Below are 16533 nucleotides of genomic sequence, written 5' to 3'. Positions count from 1 at the left end.
CTCATCGCGAAAATTACTCAAAATCAAATACTTAGAGCAATCATCGACGACGAGGACTGAAGTCGTTCGCCCTGACTCTTGGCTGAACCGGGATCTTTTAGCACGGCAAGGCGGAGGCGCCAGCGATTACCTTGCAGCGCCTCATTTGGCGTCCTTGGCCGCCACCGCCTGGCGATCGCGTGCCGCGGCGAGCTCGGCCTCGATCTTGGCGCGGCGCTCCGGCGGGATGATCGCCTCATCGCGGTCCGGCGGCAGGTCATGCACCGGCAGGTAAGTGCCGGGCTCCCTGACATGCGGCTGCGCATCCCCCGGCGTCAGATCCGCGAGCTGGCTCGAGCATCCGCCGAGAGCGAGCGCCGCGATCAGCAGCGCGCCGCAGATCGGCCGTGTCTTTTGCAGGTCCCATAACGCCAACACTTGGGAAATCCCCTACTCGTCCCAAAGCACGGCCCCGGGCAACCTTACCCAAGACCGCGCCCAAGCTCAAACCATTGCTGCCCACATGGTGCGAGCGAAAACAGCCCTTGCCCAACAAGACGAGCGGTGCGGCTCGATTGTGACGGAACCAAGAAGATTTGTCGCAGTGCAACACATCTTCGAGAGTGTTTAACGTCAAACATGCGAGCTTCGCGGTGACGAATACGGAATGAATCGTTACTGTTCTGCTCATGAGCATGGCCACAACCGACACGCCGAAATCCGGGACGAAGTTCGACGCGGAAGCCTTCGCGATGAATGTCGCGCGGGCGATGGAGAGCGGCGGCAAGGCGCTCGCCGCCTATCTCAAGCCGCGCGAGAGCGGCGAGGTGCAGGACCGCCCGCCGGCCGAGCTTGCCGAGGTCGTCAGGACCTTCACGTCGGTCGCCGAATACTGGCTGTCGGACACCTCCCGCTCCTCCGATCTGCAGACCAAGCTCGCGAAGGACTATCTCGACCTCTGGGGCTCGGCGGTGCGCCGCATGGCCGGTCAGGACGCCCAGCCCGCGATCGCGCCCTCGCCGCGCGACAAGCGCTTTGCCGATCCGGAATGGAAGTCGAACCAGTTCTTCGACTTCGTCATGCAGCTCTATCTGCTCACGACCAAATGGGCGCAGGAGCTGGTGCGCGATGCCGAAGGGCTCGATCCGCAGACCCGCCGCAAGGCGGAGTTTTACGTCCAGCAGGTCATCAACGCACTGTCGCCGTCCAACTTCGTCCTGACCAATCCGGAGGTGCTGCGCGAGACGGTGGCGAGCAGCGGCGAGAATCTCGCGCGCGGCTTGAAGATGCTGGCCGAGGACATCGCGGCCGGCAAGGGCATGCTGAAGATCCGCCAGTCCGATCCGGACAATCTCGTCGTCGGCGTCAACATGGCAACGACGCCGGGCAAGGTGATCTACCAGAACGAGATCATGCAGCTGATCCAGTACACTCCGACCACGGAGAAGGTGCTGCGCACGCCGCTCCTGATCGTGCCGCCCTGGATCAACAAATTCTACATCCTCGATCTGAAGCCGGAGAAATCTTACATCAAGTGGTGCGTCGATCAGGGCGTCACCGTGTTCGTGATCTCATGGGTCAATCCCGACAAGCGGCTCGGCAACAAGAGCTGGGAAGCCTACATGAAGGAGGGCCCGCTCACGGCGATGGACGTGATCGAGAAGGTCACCGGCGAGATGAAGGTGCACACCGCCGGCTATTGCGTCGGCGGCACCATGCTCGCGACCACGCTCGCCTGGCTCGCCGAGAAGCGCCGCCAGCGCGTGTCGTCCGCGACGTTCTTCGCCGCCCAGATCGACTTCACCCATGCCGGCGATCTCCTCGTGTTCGTCGACGAGGAGCAGATCTCGGCGCTCGAGCAGGACATGAAGGCCGCCGGCGTGCTCGAAGGCTCGAAGATGGCGATGGCCTTCAACATGCTGCGCTCCAACGACCTGATCTGGTCTTATGTCGTCAGCAACTATCTGAAGGGCCAGCAGCCGAGCGCGTTCGACCTGTTGCACTGGAACTCGGACGCGACACGGATGACCGCAGCCAACCATTCCTATTACTTGCGCAATTGCTATCTGGAGAACCGGCTCTCCACCGGCACGATGGTGCTCGACAACACCCTGCTCGACCTCTCCAAGGTGAAGGTGCCCATCTACAATCTCGCCACCCGCGAGGACCACATCGCGCCCGCCGAATCGGTACTATACGGCTCGCAGTTCTTCGGCGGTCCGGTGAAGTATGTCCTGTCCGGCTCGGGCCACATCGCCGGCGTGGTCAATCCGCCCGCCTTGAACAAGTACCAGTACTGGACCAACGACAACATCAAGGACGTCAGTATCGCGCAGTGGATGAAGGGCGCCGTGGAGCACAAGGGCTCGTGGTGGCCGGACTGGCGCCAATGGCTGGGCGAACTCGATCCCGAGGAAGTCCCGGCGCGCGCGGTCGGCAGCGAAGCATTCCCACCGATCGAGGACGCACCCGGCAGCTATGTCAGGGTTCGCGCATAGCGGAATCTCCCGCGCTTGTATAAGCTTGCTTGCAGCACCGCGACGACTGAGGGAACCGGACTATGACGCGCGAATTGTTCTGGCTGACACTGACGGTGATCCTGACCGGGATCCTCTGGATTCCCTACACCATCAATCGCTGCCAGGTTCGCGGGCTTAGCGGCGCCATGGCCAACCCGTCGCGCGGCGACAAGCCGCAGGCGGAGTGGGCGAACCGGCTGATGTTCGCGCATGACAACGCGGTCGAGAACCTCGTGATCTTCGCCCCGCTGGTGCTGATCCTGAACGCGATCGACTATTCCACGAAATGGACCGTGCTCGCCTGCGCGGTCTATTTCTGGTCGCGTGTCGCACATATCATCGTCTACACGATGGGAATCCCGGTGTTCCGCACCCTGGCCTTCACCGTCGGCTTCCTCGCGCAGGCCGTGCTGGCGCTGGCGATCTTCAATATCTTCTAGAGATCAGGCCGCGACCTTGCGAACGACGAGATGCAGCATGTTTGCCGGCGTCTTGTCGAAACTCTGGATCACGTTGGTTTCGGCTGACAGCGTGATCCACGGACCTGCGCCAGCGTAAGTCGCCTCGAGCCATTCGCGCGGCGGATAGTTGTAGTAGCGATCGAGGCTGTCGCGACCGTCACCCTCGCCCATCTTGTAGCTGGCGTAGAACACGCCTGAAGGCTTGAGCGCACGATGAATGCGCCCGAGGATGCCGGCAAGCTCGTCGCGCGGGACGTGCAGGAGACAGGCACTGGCCCAGACGCCGTCATAGGCCTCCTGCGCGTCCAGCTGGTCGAACCGCATCGCCTCGACGGGATGACCGAGCCGCTGCGAGGCAATCTCGGCCATTTCAGGCGAACCGTCGGTCGCGCGCACCGAAAATCCTTCGGCCAGCATCACCGCCGCATGATTGCCGGCGCCGCAGCCCAGCTCGAGGATCGCAACGCCGGATGGCAGCAGGGCCAGGAAGTCAAGCAGCCGCGTCGACGGTGCCTTCGCCCAGCCAGCATAGGACGCGGCATGGCCGCGGTAGAATTGAGAGCTGGCCCCGGTTGTTTGGACAGCGCCCCGCTGGATTTAAGTGGATTCCTGCCGGGTTATGCTGAACGCGGGGCTTTACGATTTTGTCGTTGCGTCGGGAGGGCGTAGCCCGACCAGAGCGACGACAAAATCGTCGGCGACGGTCATGCGGCCATCACCATAGCTTGCGTGCCGAAGTAAGCCTCGTCGGGCGTGCGCCCGTCAAGGCTCGAGTGAGGGCGTCCCTGATTGTAGAAGGCCAGATACTTGGCAATTGACGCTCGCGCCTCGGACACGCTGTCGTAGGCGCGGAGATAAACTTCTTCGTATTTGACCGTGCGCCAGAGCCGCTCGACAAACACGTTGTCGCGCCAGGCGCCCTTGCCATCCATGCTGATGGCGATCTTCGCGTCCAGCAGCACATCGGTGAACTCGAGGCTGGTGAACTGGCTGCCCTGGTCCGTGTTGAAAATCGCGGGCCTGCCGTGCTTCGCCAACGCCTCCTGGACCGCTTCGACGCAGAAGGCCGCCTCCATTGTGATCGAGACGCGATGGGCCAGGACCCGTCGGCTGAACACATCGACGACCGCCGCGAGATAGACGAAGCCACGCCGCATCGGAATGTAGGTGATGTCCATTGCCCACGCATGGTCGGGCCGCTCGATCTTCAATCCGCGCAACAGGTACGGGTAGATCTTGTGACCCGGAGCCGGCTTGCTCGTGTTCGGGCGACGATAGACCGCCTCGATCCCCATGCGCTTCATCAGCGTCGCGATGTGGCGGCGACCGGCGTATACCCCCTCCCGCCGCAGCAACGATCGCAGCATACGCGCTCCCGCGAAGGGATAATCGAGATGCAGCTCATCGAGCCGACGCATCAAGGCAAGGTCCTCGGCCGAAACTGGCCGAGGTTCATAGTAGACCGTGCTGCGAGCCAGCTTCAGGACCTTCGCCTGGCGCACGATAGAAAGATCATGACCGCGGTCGATCATCGCTTTGCGCTCAGCAGGCCCGCCTTGGTGAGCGCGCCGGACAAAAAATCGTTTTCCAACGCCAGCTCGCCGATCTTGGCATGCAACGCCTTCAAATCGACCGGCGTCTCGGCCGATGTCTTGTCATGCCCAAACACGCCGGCGGCGCCTTCCAGGAGCTGGTTTTTCCAGATCGTGATCTGGTTCGGATGAACATCAAACAGTTGCGCCAGCTCCGCCAGTGTCTTGTCTCCTTTGACCGCAGCCAAAGCAACCTTCGCCTTGAATGCCGGAGAATGCGTCCGGCGGCTCTTCTTCGTCATCTTCGCTCCTGATTCGCAGCAAGAATCCTCGCCGCTGTCAGGCAGAAAATCCACTCAAGCTACTGTCCGAATTTGCGGGGCCAGCTCTTTGCAAGGTCGCTTCGTCCACCGCAGTACCTCGTGTCATGGGAACAGCGCGATCTGCTCCAGCCCCGTCGTCTCGGGCAGCCCGAACATCAGGTTCATGTTCTGGATCGCCTGCCCGGCCGACCCCTTCACCAGATTGTCGAGCGTGGAAATCACGATCGCCCGGTTCTTGATCCGGTCGGCGACGACGCCGATCTGCACATAGTTGGAGCCGCGCACATTCTGGGTCTGCGGCAGCACGCCCTTCCTGGCAACATGCACGAAGGGCTCGTTGGCATAAGCCTGCTCCAGCACGGTTCGCAGATCGTCCGGCGTCGCGCCGTTGAGCTTGACATAGGACGTGCAGAGTTCGCCGCGCGCCATCGGAATAAGATGCGGCGTGAAGTTGATCGTCACCGCGGAACCGGCGGCGACGCCGATCTCCTGCTCGATCTCGGGCGCGTGCCGGTGGGTGCCGACCGAATAGGGCGACAGCCCCTCGCCCGCCTCGCTGAACAACGTGTTCTGTTTCAGCCCGCGGCCGGCGCCGGTGACGCCCGATTTCGCGTCGATGACGATGTCGTCGATGTCGATCAGTTTGGCTTTCGCAAGCGGCACCAGCGCGAGCAGCGCCGCCGTGGGATAGCAGCCGGGACAGGCGACCAGCCGCGCCGATGTGATCTCCTCGCGATAAAATTCGGTCAGGCCATAGACCGCTTCGGCCTGCAATTCGAGCGCCCGGTGCTCGTGGCCGTACCATTGCGCATAGGTGTTCTTGTCCCGCAGCCTGAAATCGGCGGACATGTCGAGGACCTTGATTTTGGGATTTGCCTTGAGGACCGCGGCGATGATTTCCTGCGTGGTGCCGTGCGGCAGCCCACAGAACACCGCATCGAGCTTGCTCCAGTCGACCTTTTCCCATTCCACCAGTTTCGGCAGGTTCAGCATGAAGAAATGCGGAAACACGTCGCCCATCGACTTGCCGGCGTGGGTGTTGGCGGTGAGCGTGACGATCTCGGCATCCGGATGCCGCGCCAACAGGCGCACCGCATCGGCCCCGGTGTAACCGGAGGCGCCGAGAATGCCGATCTTCTTCGAGCTCATCACGCGTCCCTTTCAGGCGTCATTGGATCGTCTTGCCGGGGTAGAAAGTTGCAGCGTCGCTTCCTCCACCGGGCTGGCCTCGCGAGCAACGCTCGATCAGCTACTTGTCGGCAAACCCAGCATCAGCCGCATGTTCTGCACGGCTGCGCCGGAGGCGCCCTTGCCGAGATTGTCGAGCCGGGCAACCAGCAGCGCCTGATGGTACTTGTCGTTGGCGAAGACGTAGAGTTCGAGCATGTTGGTCTCGTTGAGCGCCTCCGGCTCGAGTCGGCCGGCCTTGGTCGCCTCGTTCTGGAGCGGCATCACCTTGACGTATTTCGAACCGGCGTAACGCTTTGCCATCGCCGCTTGCAGGTCGGCGCCGCCAATCTTGCCCGGCAGCGCGTCGAGCTGCAGCGGCACCGAGACCAGCATGCCTTGCCGGTAGTTGCCGACCGAGGGAATGAAGATCGGCCGCCGCGTCAGGTTGGAATAGAGCTGCATCTCCGGCAGATGCTTGTGCTCGAAGCCGAGGCCATAGAGCTCGAAGGACGGCGCGCTGCCATCCTCGAAGCTTGCGATCATCGACTTGCCGCCACCGGAATAGCCGCTCACCGCGTTGATGGTGACGGGATAATCAGGCGGCAGCAGGCCGGCATCGACGATCGGCCGCAACAGCGCGATCGCACCGGTCGGATAGCAGCCGGGATTGGAGACCTTCTTCGCCGCCTTGATCCTGCCGGCCTGGTCCGGCGTCAGCTCGGGAAAGCCGTAGGCCCAGTCCGGCGCGACCCGGTACGCAGTCGAGGCGTCCAGCACCTTCGGCGCAGACGTGCCCATGCTGTCGACCAGCGCAACGGTTTCCCTGGCGGCATCGTCGGGCAGGCAGAGGATGACGAGGTCCACCTCCTCCATCAGCGCCTTCTTGGCCGCGGGGTCCTTGCGCTTGTCGTCGGCAATGGTCTTCACCGCGACATCGCTCTGGAGCTTCAGCCGCTCGTTGATGCCGAGCCCTGTGGTGCCGGAGCCGCCGTCGACGAAGACGGTGGCGGGCTTCCTGGCCGCGCCCGTGGTCGAGGCTTTCGTGGTCTCAGCGAGGCTCATGGCGCGCTCCTTTCGAGCATGTTCGTATCGTCTGCGAAGATCTGCGGCCGGGTGTGCCGCATCAACCGTGAAATCTCTCTTGCGTCGGCGTCACCGGCGCCAAGCGCGTTGGCGATCGCCGCGAAATCGGCGTCCGATTTGTGCTGGTTGAGCTTGAAGCTGCCCTCGACCTCTTCAACCGTCATGACCAGGCCCACGATCGCCTTCTTCATCGCCTCGAACCGCCCGGCGGTCATCTTGCCTGACGTCCATGGCTTCTTCGGCAACAGCCAGCTCTCGAACTTTTCGCTGAGCGTGTCGACCTGCACCGACAGCTCGTCATCCGACAACAGCCGCACCGGCCCGCTCAGATGCACCGACTGGTAGAGCCAGGTCGGCACCTGATCCGGCGAGACGTACCAGTCCGGCGATACATAGGCATCTGGGCCGTTGACTGCGAGCAGCCAGGACGCAGCACCATCCGCCAGCTTTAGCAGCGGATTGTGACGGGCCAGATGAAAGGCGGCCTGCGGCGTGCCGTCAGCGGCATAGGTCAGGTAGAACGGCAATGGCGAGGCGATGGGCTTGTGGCCGTCGAAGGCGCACATGGTCCCGAAGCCGCGCTCCTCGGCGAATTTCAGGCTCGCGGCGCGGTCCTGCTTGAAAAAGGGTGGCGTGTACATCGTGGTCTCCTGCTGGGCCTCCTTGGGGGGCCGCCGGATCAGATCGCGCTGACAGGAGAGAGAATGCCGCGGATCGGATCCAGCGGCAAAGACGATGATCTCAAACGCGATCGACCGCCCAAACCGCTGAAGAGCGGCGGCGGCGACGGGCGAACAGAATGGTCGCGGCGTTGATCATGGCGCGCGGCTATAAGGCCAGATCGGGTTCCGGTCAAGGTGCCGGCGTCAGATGACGCGCCAGATCCATTCCATGAGCTTGGCGAGCACGTCGCCGAACAACAGGAGCACGGCGGACCAGATCAGGGCCGAGACGAAATTGGCGGCCTGGAAGCTCCAATAAGGCATCTCGAAGATGCCGGCCGCAAGCGGCACGGAGGCGCGCAAGGGGCCGAAGAAGCGCCCGATGAAGATGCTGGGTATGCCCCAGCTGCGCACGAAAGCCTCGCCTCTGGGCAGCAGGTCGGGATAGCGCGAGAGCGGCCACATCTGGGCAACCCTCTCCTTGTAGCGGTAGCCGAACCAGTAGGAGACCCAGTCGCCCAGCGCCGCGCCAAGGCCGCCGGCAATCCAGACCGGAAAGAAACTGATGCCGCTGGCCCCGATCAGCGCACCGATGGCCACCAGCGCGCCCCAGGCCGGAACCAGCAACGAGATGAACGCAAGCGACTCCCCGAAGGCGAGCAGAAACACGATCGGTGCCGCCCAGGCCTGGTGAACGCGCACGAAATCGGCCAGGGCGTGCGCAAATTGCTCCATCAAAAATAGCCTTCCCGCCCCGTCTCAAGGTGCTGCTCGATGAAAAGGACTGGTAAGCCAAGGACTTGTGTGACATCAAGTCACAAAACCCGACATGACGCCTAGCGAACCGTCAAATTGCCGGGAACTTGTGGGCCCTGCGGCGTAAAATCGCCGGGATTGGCTCCCAACCCACACCGCCGGCCCCGACGCGGTAACCTTTCCAAGGCAGAAGTGGCATAGTCGGCCCAACCGATTCGCCGCCCATGCGGCCCCTCAAAACGCATCAAGATATATGTCCAAGCAGTTGAAGCCTAAAGCAAAAGACGACTTTTTCGGCGGCGACGAGCCGAAACCTCGTGCCGCCAAGGCGGCGCCGCGCGGAAGCGGCGGCGAAGCCGATTACACGGCAGCCGACATCGAGGTGCTCGAAGGCCTGGAACCGGTGCGTCGCCGGCCTGGCATGTATATCGGCGGCACCGACGAGAAGGCGCTGCATCATCTGTTCGCCGAAGTCATCGACAACTCGATGGACGAGGCGCTCGCCGGGCACGCGACCTTCATCGAGGTCGATCTGAGCGCGGACGGGTTCCTGACCGTGACCGACAACGGCCGCGGCATCCCGGTCGATCCTCATCCGAAATTCCCGAAGAAGTCGGCACTCGAAGTCATCATGTGCACGCTGCATTCGGGCGGCAAGTTCGACAGCAAGGTCTACGAGACCTCGGGCGGCCTGCACGGCGTCGGCATCTCCGTGGTGAACGCCCTCTCCTCGCGTCTCGAGGTCGAGGTCGCGCGCAGCCAGAAACTCTACCGCATGACGTTCGAGCGCGGCCACCCGAAGGGCAAGCTCGAGGACCTCGGCAAGATCAACAACCGCCGCGGCACGCGGGTGCGCTTCAAGCCCGACACCGATATTTTCGGCGCCAAGGCCGCGTTCAAGCCGCAGCGCCTGTTCAAGATGACGCGCTCGAAAGCGTATCTGTTCGGTGGCGTCGAGATCCGCTGGAACTGCGCGCCCGAGCTGCTCAAGGGCATCGAGGACGTGCCGGCCGAAGCGACGTTCCACTTCCCCGGCGGCCTCAAGGATTATCTCGCCGCGGCGATCCACGCCGACACGCTGGTGCATCCCGACATCTTCTCGGGCAAGTCGGGCCGCAACGGCGCGCATGGCGCCTGCGAATGGGCTGTGGCCTGGACCGCGGATGCCGACGGATTCCTCTCCTCCTACACCAACACCGTGCCGACGCCGGATGGCGGCACGCACGAATCCGGCCTGCGCAGCGCGCTTTTGCGCGGCCTGAAGGATCACGCCGAGCGCGTCGGCCAGGGCAAGCGCGCGGCCTCCGTCACCTCGGAAGATGTGATGGTCGGCGCCGCCGTGATGCTGTCGGTGTTCGTGCGCGAGCCGGAATTCCAGGGCCAGACCAAGGATCGCCTCGCCACTGCAGAGGCGCAGCGCATCGTCGAGCAGGCGATGAAGGATCCGTTCGACCATTGGCTGTCGGGCAATCCGAACATGGCCAACCGGCTGCTCGACTTCGTGATCGACCGCGCCGAAGAACGGCTGCGGCGGCGGCAAGAGAAAGAGACCGCGCGAAAAACCGCCGGCAAGAAGCTGCGCCTACCCGGCAAGCTCGCCGACTGCACCGACGCCGGCACCGATGGCTCGGAGCTGTTCATCGTCGAGGGAGACTCGGCCGGCGGTAGCGCCAAGCAGGCGCGCGACCGCAAGACCCAGGCCGTGCTGCCCCTGCGCGGCAAGATCCTCAACGTCGCTTCTGCCGGCAAGGACAAGCTGACGGCGAACGCCCAGCTCGCCGACCTCGTGCAGGCGATCGGCTGCGGAACGCTGGCGCAGTACCGCGAGGAGGATCTGCGCTACCAGCGCATCATCATCATGACCGATGCCGACGTCGACGGCGCGCACATCGCCTCGCTCCTGATCACCTTCTTCTATCGGCAGATGCCGCGGCTGATCGACGAGGGCCACCTCTTCCTCGCCGTGCCGCCGCTCTACAAGCTCACGCACGGCACCAAATCGGTCTACGCCCGCGACGACAAGCACAAGGACGAGCTGATCAAGACCGCGTTCAACGCCAACGCCAAGGTTGAGGTGAACCGCTTCAAAGGTCTCGGCGAGATGATGCCGGCGCAGCTCAAGGAGACCACCATGGATCCAAGCAAGCGGACGCTGCTCAAGGTGGTCCTGCTCGCCGACGACCGCGACACCACCGCGGATTCGGTGGAACGACTGATGGGCACCAAGGCCGAGGCGCGCTTCGCCTTCATCTCGGACAAGGCCGAATTTGCCAGCGAAGAGCTGCTGGACGTCTGAGGGATTGGTCCGTGCCGGGCACGCCAGCTACAAGCTCAGTGGTCCGGCGGTGGCGAAGGACCGCGCCGCCGCTTCTTCGAAAACCAGCCCCGGCCTCGGCCGGGGCTTTTTGCTTTTTGGCTCCTCCAAGTCGGCCACGGCGCGGACGACTCGATTCGCGCCGGACCGGGCGACTCGGCCATCGACTCAGGAACTCAAACGCCGAGCCAGGATTGCCTCCATTTCGAACAAAGCCGGATTTGCTAACGACAAGTTACCCGAAACCGAAGTCTTGAGACCCCAAACAACATATTGAAAGATATGGACTATTACGGATTCGAGCAACAGCCTTCGAAATACCCCAGCACCGGCGTTTTCCGGCGACTGTGCCTGCCCGGCAACAGCATTTCGGCGAGAACCGTCTATAGTCCGACCATCAGATGACACGAACTTCAGCGCGCTCGCGCCTGCTACGACAGACCAAGGTTGGGGATTTTAACATGAAGAAGACTTTGCTCGCTCTGACCGCGGTTGCGGCGATGACCGGTTCGGCCTCGGCGGCTGACCTTGGCGCCCGTCCCTACGTGAAGGCCCCGATGCCGGCGCCCGTTGCCAACTGGACCGGCTTCTACGTGTTCGGCGGTGGCGGCGGCGGCCTTTCGAATGCCGACCAGAGCGTTGTCGACACCGGCACGGGCACCCCGCTGACGATCACCCAGCGCCAGGGCGGTTCGGGCTGGTTCGGCACCGTTGGCGCCGGCTACGACTGGCAGTTCAGCGGCACCTGGGTCGCTGGTGTGTTCGCCGACGGTCAGTTCGGCAGCATCCGCGCCACCATCCAGGATCCGACCCTCGGCATCACCGGCAACCAGAAGCTGGAAACCTCCTGGGCCGCGGGTGTTCGCCTCGGTTGGCTGGTCGCCCCGAACGTTCTCTCCTACGTCAACGGCGGTTACTCGGGCGCTCACTTCGGACAGACCAACTTCACCACGCTGGGCGGCACTCCCGTGGGCGTCCATCTCAGCAGCTACGATCGGCATGGCTGGTTCGTGGGCGGCGGCGTCGAGAACAGCCTGAACATCTTCGGCATCACGTCGCCCGGCTGGTTCATGAAGACCGAGTATCGTTCGGCCTTCTACAATGCCAAGACTCAGGACGAACTGTTCGACGGCACCAACCTTCCGGTGGGCAACAGCATCCGTGCCAACAGCTGGAACCAGACGATCTCGACCTCGCTGGTCTACCGCTTCAACTGGACCGGTCCGGTCGTCGCGAAGTACTGATCCGATCTCACGATCAAACGTCAAAGCCCCGGGATCGCCGGGGCTTTTTCGTTTGGGCCGGGCAACCACGCCCACCTTCAATAATTTGCACGCGTCGACGAGCCTGGTTTCGCTCGCCAACCAATAGGCACGGCCGATCGCCCAGCCGCGAAATTGCCTTTCCAGGGACACGCTTCCTCCCCGCCGGCAGCTTGCGCCGGTGCCGCCATTGTATCCACACCGAAGCTACGGTTAGTGTGGGCTCAAGCTTTCGCGGCGCGGCGATCCTTCATCGCCGCACCGCTGACAGGAGCGGACCGATGGGAGGGAATCCATGCGCAGATTTCTGCTGGTCGCAGGCCTGCTTGCGACTGCCGTCGGGCTGCTCTGGATCGGACAGGGCACGGGCGCCGTTCCGTGGCCGCGATCGAGCTTCATGGTCAACCAGCTGCAATGGGCCGGCTATGGCGCAGCCATGGCCGGCTTCGGGCTGGTGCTGATCTGGCAGAGTCATCAATAAGATAAACCAGGGAATGAAAGCATGACATCCAGCCGGTTCGATCTTCGCGGCAAGGTCGCGATCGTCACGGGAGGCAATGGTGGCATCGGCCTCGGCATGGCGCGCGGCCTTGCCGACGCCGGCGCCGATATCGCCGTGGTCGGACGCAACGAGACCAAGTCCGCCGCCGCCGTGTCCGATCTCAGGCAGCGCGGCGTGCAGGCGATCGCCGTCACCACCGACGTGACCGACAAGGCGGCGGTCGCTGCGATGATCGAGCGCGTCGTCGGGGACCTCGGCCGCATCGACGTGCTCATCAACAATGCCGGCATGAGCATCCGCAAGCCGCCGCACGAGCTCGAGCTCGACGAATGGAACAAGGTGATAGACACCAACCTCACCAGCGCCTTCGTGTGCTCGAAGCTGGCCTACCCGGCGCTGAAGGCGTCCGGCAACGGCAAGGTGATCAATATCGGTTCGATGATGTCGATCTTCGGCGCGAGCTTCGCGACGGCCTATGCCGCAAGCAAGGGCGGCATCGTGCAGTACACCCGCGCCTGCGCCAACGCCTGGGCGCCCGACAACATCCAGGTCAACGCCATCCTGCCGGGCTGGATCGACACCGACCTCACCCGCGGCGCGCGGCAGCAGGTGTCGGGGCTGCACGAGCGCGTGCTGGCGCGCACGCCTGCGGGGCGTTGGGGCGACATCGACGACTTCGCCGGCATCGCCGTGTTCCTCGCCTCGCCCGCGTCGAACTTCGTCACGGGCACAGCGATCCCCGTCGACGGGGGCTTCTCGGTAATGGCCTGAGGCCGGGCGCGCCCGCAATCAAACGACACAAAAAAGAAGCCCCGGACCAGGCCGGGGCTTTCGAAATTTGCAGTGCTTTTCTTGATCGTTGGTCGCGTTGCGTCGACGTGCTCAGTAGCGGCCGATGGTCGGCGCGTCGAACTTGTAGCTCGCGCGCACGACGGCCCATTGGATATCGCGCGGCTTGGCATCGAAGGTGTAGTTACCCGAGGTGCCGCCGAGCTGATAGGTCTGGCTGCCGAAGGCCGCATAGTTGTATTCGAGGCCGACGATCCAGTTGCGGGTGACGCCGTATTCCCAGCCGGCGCCGACGGTCCAGCCGTTGGCCCAGTGAGTCTGCTCGCCCGAACCCGTCGCCACACCGACGGTGTCGGAGACCGAGAGACGGTTGTTCACGCCGGCATAGCCGCCCTTGACATAGAACAGGTTGTTCTGCACGGCGAAGCCGGCGCGACCGACGACGGTCGCGAGCACGTTGGCGCGCCAGGAGAACACGTCGTCCGCGGCGCCAAACACGTTGTTGACGACCGTGCCCTTGTTGTCGAGGCCGGAGATCGTCCCTTCCACGCCGAACACGTAGTTGTTGGCCTGCCAGTTGTAGCCGATCTGGGCGCCACCCATGATGCCCGAGTTGCGCTGACGGAAGCCATCACCCGGCGAAAGATCGCCGAACGGCGCGCCGGTCCCGTTGTTGGTGAACTGCTCGTTGGTCCAGGCGCCACCGATATGGCCGCCGACATAGAAGCCGGTCCAGTTGAACAGCGGCTCGACATAGGCGGGCGCCTTCGTGTAGCGCGCACCGAGATCGGCGGCGGAAGCCGCGCCGGTCGAAACCAGAGCTGTCGTGCAGGCGAAGGCGGCAATCAATTTACTACGCATGGTACACCCCGTGTCCTTTGATGGGCGCACGGTCACAGACGGCTCTTACTAAAAATGAAATCAACACGGTTAACGTGGCGGATGAGCACGCATCGGCCCGAGAATGCGTCGGCGCTGTTGCAGACGCGCAACGCGCCACGCGCGATTTAGCACGGCGTTATCCCTACCAAGTCCTACGCTAGTATCCCGGTGCGGCCCTCGAATGCACGTGCTCGGGCCGCACGCCGAGCGCAAGCAGGCGCGCCGGAATGCCCTGAAGCCACGGCAGCGCGGTGACGAGGCGCACGACCAGCGGCACTTTGAGCGGCCGATCGCTGCCCTGCAAGGCGCCGCTGATGATGTTGTTCTGCACGATCACCTGCATTGCTTGCGTCATCTTCACCGGAAATTCGCGTCGGCGCCTGATAGCATCGAGCTCGTCCTCGGTCGGGCAGCCGCGCTGAAGCTTGTCCGCCAGCAGATTGGCGGTCGCGACTGCGTCCTGCACGGCGAGATTGACGCCGACGCCGCCGACCGGCGACATCGCATGCGCGGCGTCGCCGATGCACAGCAGGCCCGGCTGCGTCCAGCGCTTGAGGCGGTTGATCGCGACCGTGAGCAGCTTGATATCGTCAAAGCTCTTCACATCAGTGATGCCGGATCGAAGGATCGGCGCCATGCGCACGACGTCGTCGAGCAACGCCTGCAATCCCCTCGCCTTCACCGCTTCGTATTGTCCTTTGGCGATGACATAGGCGCATTGCCAATAGTCGCCGCGGTCGAACGTGATCATCATCTTGCCGGGCTCAACCCGCGCGAACACGTTCTCGGTCTCGTCGGGTCTACGGCCGGCGCGGAACCAGAGCACATCCATCGGCGCGCCGATCTCCTCGACCTCGAGGCCGGCGCGCTCGCGCACGGTCGAATGCCGGCCGTCGCAGGCAATGGTGAGATCGGCCTCGATGTCGATGTTGCCGTCAGGCGTTTTCGCCCGCACCCCGGCGACGGTCCCGCCGCGGCGGATCAGATCGACCGCCTCCGTACTCATCATCACCTCGAGCGAGGCAAAGCGCCGCCCGGCCTCGCGCAGGAAGTTCAGGAAGTCCCATTGCGGCATGAAGGCGATGAAGGGGTATTTGGTATGGAGCCGGCTGAGATCGGCAATGCGCACCGGCGTGCCGCCGAACAAGCCGTCCATCTTCTGCAAGCGCTGATGCGGCAGCTTCAGGAAGCCGTCGATCAGGCCGAGCTCGTCCATCACCTGAAGCGTCGAGGGATGCACGGTGTCGCCGCGGAAGTCGCGGAAGAAATCCGCATGCTTCTCCAGCACCACCACGTCAATGCCGGCCCGCCCCAGGAGATAGCCGAGCATCATGCCCGCCGGCCCGCCGCCGACGACGCAGCAGCGGACCTTCATGGTGCGGTTTGGTTGTCGGTCGGATGTCATTGCCGCCGCGATTCAAGTATCGATCAAGATATGCCTGACGATACTAGCGCGATTCAGTCCGAAGGCAGTCTCAATTTGCAGCAATAGCCCGCCGCGGTCGGTTCGCAGCAGCACCAACGCCCGCAGAGCGCGAGCCTTTGCCTGAAACCAGGATGACTATTTCTGGTCCTCGTTGCTGGTCCCGGTGCCCGGACTGCCGATCGGCAACCCATTGGGCGCATGACCGACACCCGAGTTTCGCTCGGCTTGCGCCGCCGCGGGCGTCTTCCCGGTCGTGGTCGGGGGCTGAACGTTCGGATTGTTCAGGCTGTTGTTAGTATTGACGTTCGCTCCGGTCGTGGTGCCATGCGTCCCCATTCCCGAGGGAGCCGACGGCCCCGAGTTGGCGCTGCTGGATGACGTGCCCATTCCGGCGCCTGAGCTGGCCGCAGATCCCGCGCTGGCGCCACCGGTACCCGCGCCGGCACCGCCGCCCGCACCACCGCCGCCGGCTCCACCTCCCCCTTGCGCAAAGGCGGCCGTCGACAGCGCGGCACAAGCGATGGTTACGAAGATGGATTTGCGGATCATGAATCGTCTCCCTGGTTTGACAGACAATCCAGGTGACCAATGAGTTGTTCCTTCCGCGGGAGATCGACGTTCGCTTGCCTCAGGGCTTCGACGACTTCCGTTCCCATGGGCGCTTGCCGTCGGCGTCGCGATCCCAGGGTCGCGTGATCGGAGCCAGCTTCTCATCCTCGGCGGCCTTCGCGCGGTCCACCTGGACGCGTTCACGGTCGGTGAGTGGCGGCGCTGTGGGGGCTGGATTCGTTTGGGCCAGCACCGGAAGCGTCGTAACGAGCGCGACGATGATGAATTTTGTCATCCCTGGCTCTAGCACTTCCACCTTGGCCT

At 63.6% G+C, this 16533-nt stretch carries 17 protein-coding genes; 6 read left to right on the top strand and 11 right to left on the bottom strand.

Going from position 1 to position 16533, the window contains the following annotated elements; all coding sequences use genetic code 11:
- Positions 1–141 precede the first annotated feature (141 nt).
- Positions 142–417: a hypothetical protein gene (locus ABIA42_RS12690; protein ID WP_271530600.1), complete on the bottom strand. Its 276-nt coding sequence runs from the start codon at positions 415–417 to the stop codon at positions 142–144.
- 251 nt (positions 418–668) lie between these two features.
- On the opposite strand from ABIA42_RS12690, the gene ABIA42_RS12685 reads away from it, so the two are divergent.
- The gene (locus ABIA42_RS12685) at positions 669–2477 is read left to right on the top strand and encodes a PHA/PHB synthase family protein (protein WP_370113295.1); all 1809 of its coding nucleotides are present in this window, start codon (positions 669–671) and stop codon (positions 2475–2477) included.
- Between the two features lie 62 nt (positions 2478–2539).
- Positions 2540–2938: an MAPEG family protein gene (locus ABIA42_RS12680; RefSeq protein ID WP_370113297.1), complete on the top strand. Its 399-nt coding sequence runs from the start codon at positions 2540–2542 to the stop codon at positions 2936–2938.
- Positions 2939–2941: 3 nt separating this feature from the next.
- Here ABIA42_RS12680 and ABIA42_RS12675 read toward each other — a convergent pair whose 3' ends face one another.
- The 6 genes from ABIA42_RS12675 to ABIA42_RS12650 all read right to left on the bottom strand — a co-directional run bounded on the left by ABIA42_RS12675 (position 2942) and on the right by ABIA42_RS12650 (position 8464).
- The gene (locus ABIA42_RS12675; protein ID WP_370123505.1) at positions 2942–3556 is read right to left on the bottom strand and encodes a class I SAM-dependent methyltransferase; all 615 of its coding nucleotides are present in this window, start codon (positions 3554–3556) and stop codon (positions 2942–2944) included.
- Positions 3557–3663: 107 nt separating this feature from the next.
- A protein-coding gene (locus tag ABIA42_RS12670) for an IS3-like element ISRj2 family transposase (RefSeq protein ID WP_109866565.1) occupies positions 3664–4793 on the bottom strand; the annotation gives its coding sequence in 2 pieces (ribosomal slippage) (positions 3664–4541 and positions 4541–4793; 1131 coding nt in all).
- Positions 4794–4916: 123 nt separating this feature from the next.
- A complete protein-coding gene (gene argC, locus ABIA42_RS12665; protein WP_035678946.1) occupies positions 4917–5963 on the bottom strand; it encodes an N-acetyl-gamma-glutamyl-phosphate reductase in 1047 nt (348 codons plus the stop codon).
- Positions 5964–6059: 96 nt separating this feature from the next.
- Complete coding sequence (argC, locus tag ABIA42_RS12660) at positions 6060–7046, bottom strand: N-acetyl-gamma-glutamyl-phosphate reductase (RefSeq protein ID WP_370113300.1); 987 nt, start codon at positions 7044–7046, stop codon at positions 6060–6062.
- Positions 7043–7708: an FMN-binding negative transcriptional regulator gene (locus tag ABIA42_RS12655; RefSeq protein WP_370113302.1), complete on the bottom strand. Its 666-nt coding sequence runs from the start codon at positions 7706–7708 to the stop codon at positions 7043–7045. The genes argC (ABIA42_RS12660) and ABIA42_RS12655 overlap by 4 nt, the downstream gene beginning before the upstream one ends.
- A gap of 225 nt (positions 7709–7933) precedes the next feature.
- Entirely contained in the window at positions 7934–8464 is a 531-nt protein-coding gene (locus ABIA42_RS12650) for a DedA family protein (protein ID WP_239623433.1), read from the bottom strand.
- Between the two features lie 274 nt (positions 8465–8738).
- Here ABIA42_RS12650 and parE point away from each other — a divergent pair, with 274 nt between their 5' ends.
- From parE to ABIA42_RS12630, 4 genes are all read left to right on the top strand, one after another.
- Entirely contained in the window at positions 8739–10781 is a 2043-nt protein-coding gene (gene parE, locus ABIA42_RS12645) for a DNA topoisomerase IV subunit B (RefSeq protein ID WP_370113304.1), read from the top strand.
- 479 nt (positions 10782–11260) lie between these two features.
- Positions 11261–12043 carry an outer membrane protein gene (locus tag ABIA42_RS12640; protein WP_370113306.1) on the top strand — a complete coding sequence of 261 codons (783 nt, stop codon included), beginning with the start codon at positions 11261–11263 and terminating at the stop codon, positions 12041–12043.
- A gap of 313 nt (positions 12044–12356) precedes the next feature.
- A complete protein-coding gene (locus ABIA42_RS12635) occupies positions 12357–12542 on the top strand; it encodes a hypothetical protein (RefSeq protein ID WP_028177579.1) in 186 nt (61 codons plus the stop codon).
- 21 nt (positions 12543–12563) lie between these two features.
- On the top strand, positions 12564–13334 hold the full coding sequence (locus ABIA42_RS12630) for an SDR family NAD(P)-dependent oxidoreductase (RefSeq protein WP_370113308.1): 771 nt from the start codon (positions 12564–12566) through the stop codon (positions 13332–13334).
- A 111-nt stretch (positions 13335–13445) separates the two neighbouring features.
- On the opposite strand, the gene ABIA42_RS12625 is transcribed toward ABIA42_RS12630, so the two are convergent.
- The 4 genes from ABIA42_RS12625 to ABIA42_RS12610 all read right to left on the bottom strand — a co-directional run bounded on the left by ABIA42_RS12625 (position 13446) and on the right by ABIA42_RS12610 (position 16504).
- On the bottom strand, positions 13446–14213 hold the full coding sequence (locus ABIA42_RS12625) for an outer membrane protein (protein ID WP_370113310.1): 768 nt from the start codon (positions 14211–14213) through the stop codon (positions 13446–13448).
- A gap of 178 nt (positions 14214–14391) precedes the next feature.
- Positions 14392–15639: an FAD-dependent oxidoreductase gene (locus ABIA42_RS12620; RefSeq protein ID WP_370113312.1), complete on the bottom strand. Its 1248-nt coding sequence runs from the start codon at positions 15637–15639 to the stop codon at positions 14392–14394.
- A 156-nt stretch (positions 15640–15795) separates the two neighbouring features.
- On the bottom strand, positions 15796–16209 hold the full coding sequence (locus ABIA42_RS12615) for a hypothetical protein (protein ID WP_370113314.1): 414 nt from the start codon (positions 16207–16209) through the stop codon (positions 15796–15798).
- A gap of 79 nt (positions 16210–16288) precedes the next feature.
- Positions 16289–16504 (bottom strand): hypothetical protein, encoded by a 216-nt coding sequence (locus ABIA42_RS12610; RefSeq protein WP_370113316.1) that lies wholly within the window; start codon positions 16502–16504, stop codon positions 16289–16291.
- Between the last annotated feature and the right edge of the window lie 29 nt (positions 16505–16533).

It is taken from the genome of Bradyrhizobium sp. USDA 327 (assembly GCF_041262065.1).
In the GTDB taxonomy this organism is placed as follows: domain Bacteria; phylum Pseudomonadota; class Alphaproteobacteria; order Rhizobiales; family Xanthobacteraceae; genus Bradyrhizobium; species Bradyrhizobium liaoningense.
Note: the sequence above shows the minus strand (reverse complement) of the source record. Positions and strands in the feature narration are given on the sequence as shown.

What these genes read in the sequence shown, in the direction of transcription:
- ABIA42_RS12685 (WP_370113295.1), top strand. Translation starts at nt 669, where the DNA reads ATGAGCATGGCCACAACCGACACGCCGAAATCCGGGACGAAGTTCGAC.
- argC (WP_370113300.1), bottom strand. Translation starts at nt 7,046, where the DNA reads ATGAGCCTCGCTGAGACCACGAAAGCCTCGACCACGGGCGCGGCCAGG.
- argC (WP_035678946.1), bottom strand. Translation starts at nt 5,963, where the DNA reads ATGAGCTCGAAGAAGATCGGCATTCTCGGCGCCTCCGGTTACACCGGG.
- ABIA42_RS12625 (WP_370113310.1), bottom strand. Translation starts at nt 14,213, where the DNA reads ATGCGTAGTAAATTGATTGCCGCCTTCGCCTGCACGACAGCTCTGGTT.
- ABIA42_RS12615 (WP_370113314.1), bottom strand. Translation starts at nt 16,209, where the DNA reads ATGATCCGCAAATCCATCTTCGTAACCATCGCTTGTGCCGCGCTGTCG.
- ABIA42_RS12635 (WP_028177579.1), top strand. Translation starts at nt 12,357, where the DNA reads ATGCGCAGATTTCTGCTGGTCGCAGGCCTGCTTGCGACTGCCGTCGGG.
- parE (WP_370113304.1), top strand. Translation starts at nt 8,739, where the DNA reads ATGTCCAAGCAGTTGAAGCCTAAAGCAAAAGACGACTTTTTCGGCGGC.
- ABIA42_RS12655 (WP_370113302.1), bottom strand. Translation starts at nt 7,708, where the DNA reads ATGTACACGCCACCCTTTTTCAAGCAGGACCGCGCCGCGAGCCTGAAA.
- ABIA42_RS12620 (WP_370113312.1), bottom strand. Translation starts at nt 15,639, where the DNA reads ATGACATCCGACCGACAACCAAACCGCACCATGAAGGTCCGCTGCTGC.
- ABIA42_RS12680 (WP_370113297.1), top strand. Translation starts at nt 2,540, where the DNA reads ATGACGCGCGAATTGTTCTGGCTGACACTGACGGTGATCCTGACCGGG.
- ABIA42_RS12610 (WP_370113316.1), bottom strand. Translation starts at nt 16,504, where the DNA reads ATGACAAAATTCATCATCGTCGCGCTCGTTACGACGCTTCCGGTGCTG.
- ABIA42_RS12640 (WP_370113306.1), top strand. Translation starts at nt 11,261, where the DNA reads ATGAAGAAGACTTTGCTCGCTCTGACCGCGGTTGCGGCGATGACCGGT.
- ABIA42_RS12630 (WP_370113308.1), top strand. Translation starts at nt 12,564, where the DNA reads ATGACATCCAGCCGGTTCGATCTTCGCGGCAAGGTCGCGATCGTCACG.
- ABIA42_RS12650 (WP_239623433.1), bottom strand. Translation starts at nt 8,464, where the DNA reads ATGGAGCAATTTGCGCACGCCCTGGCCGATTTCGTGCGCGTTCACCAG.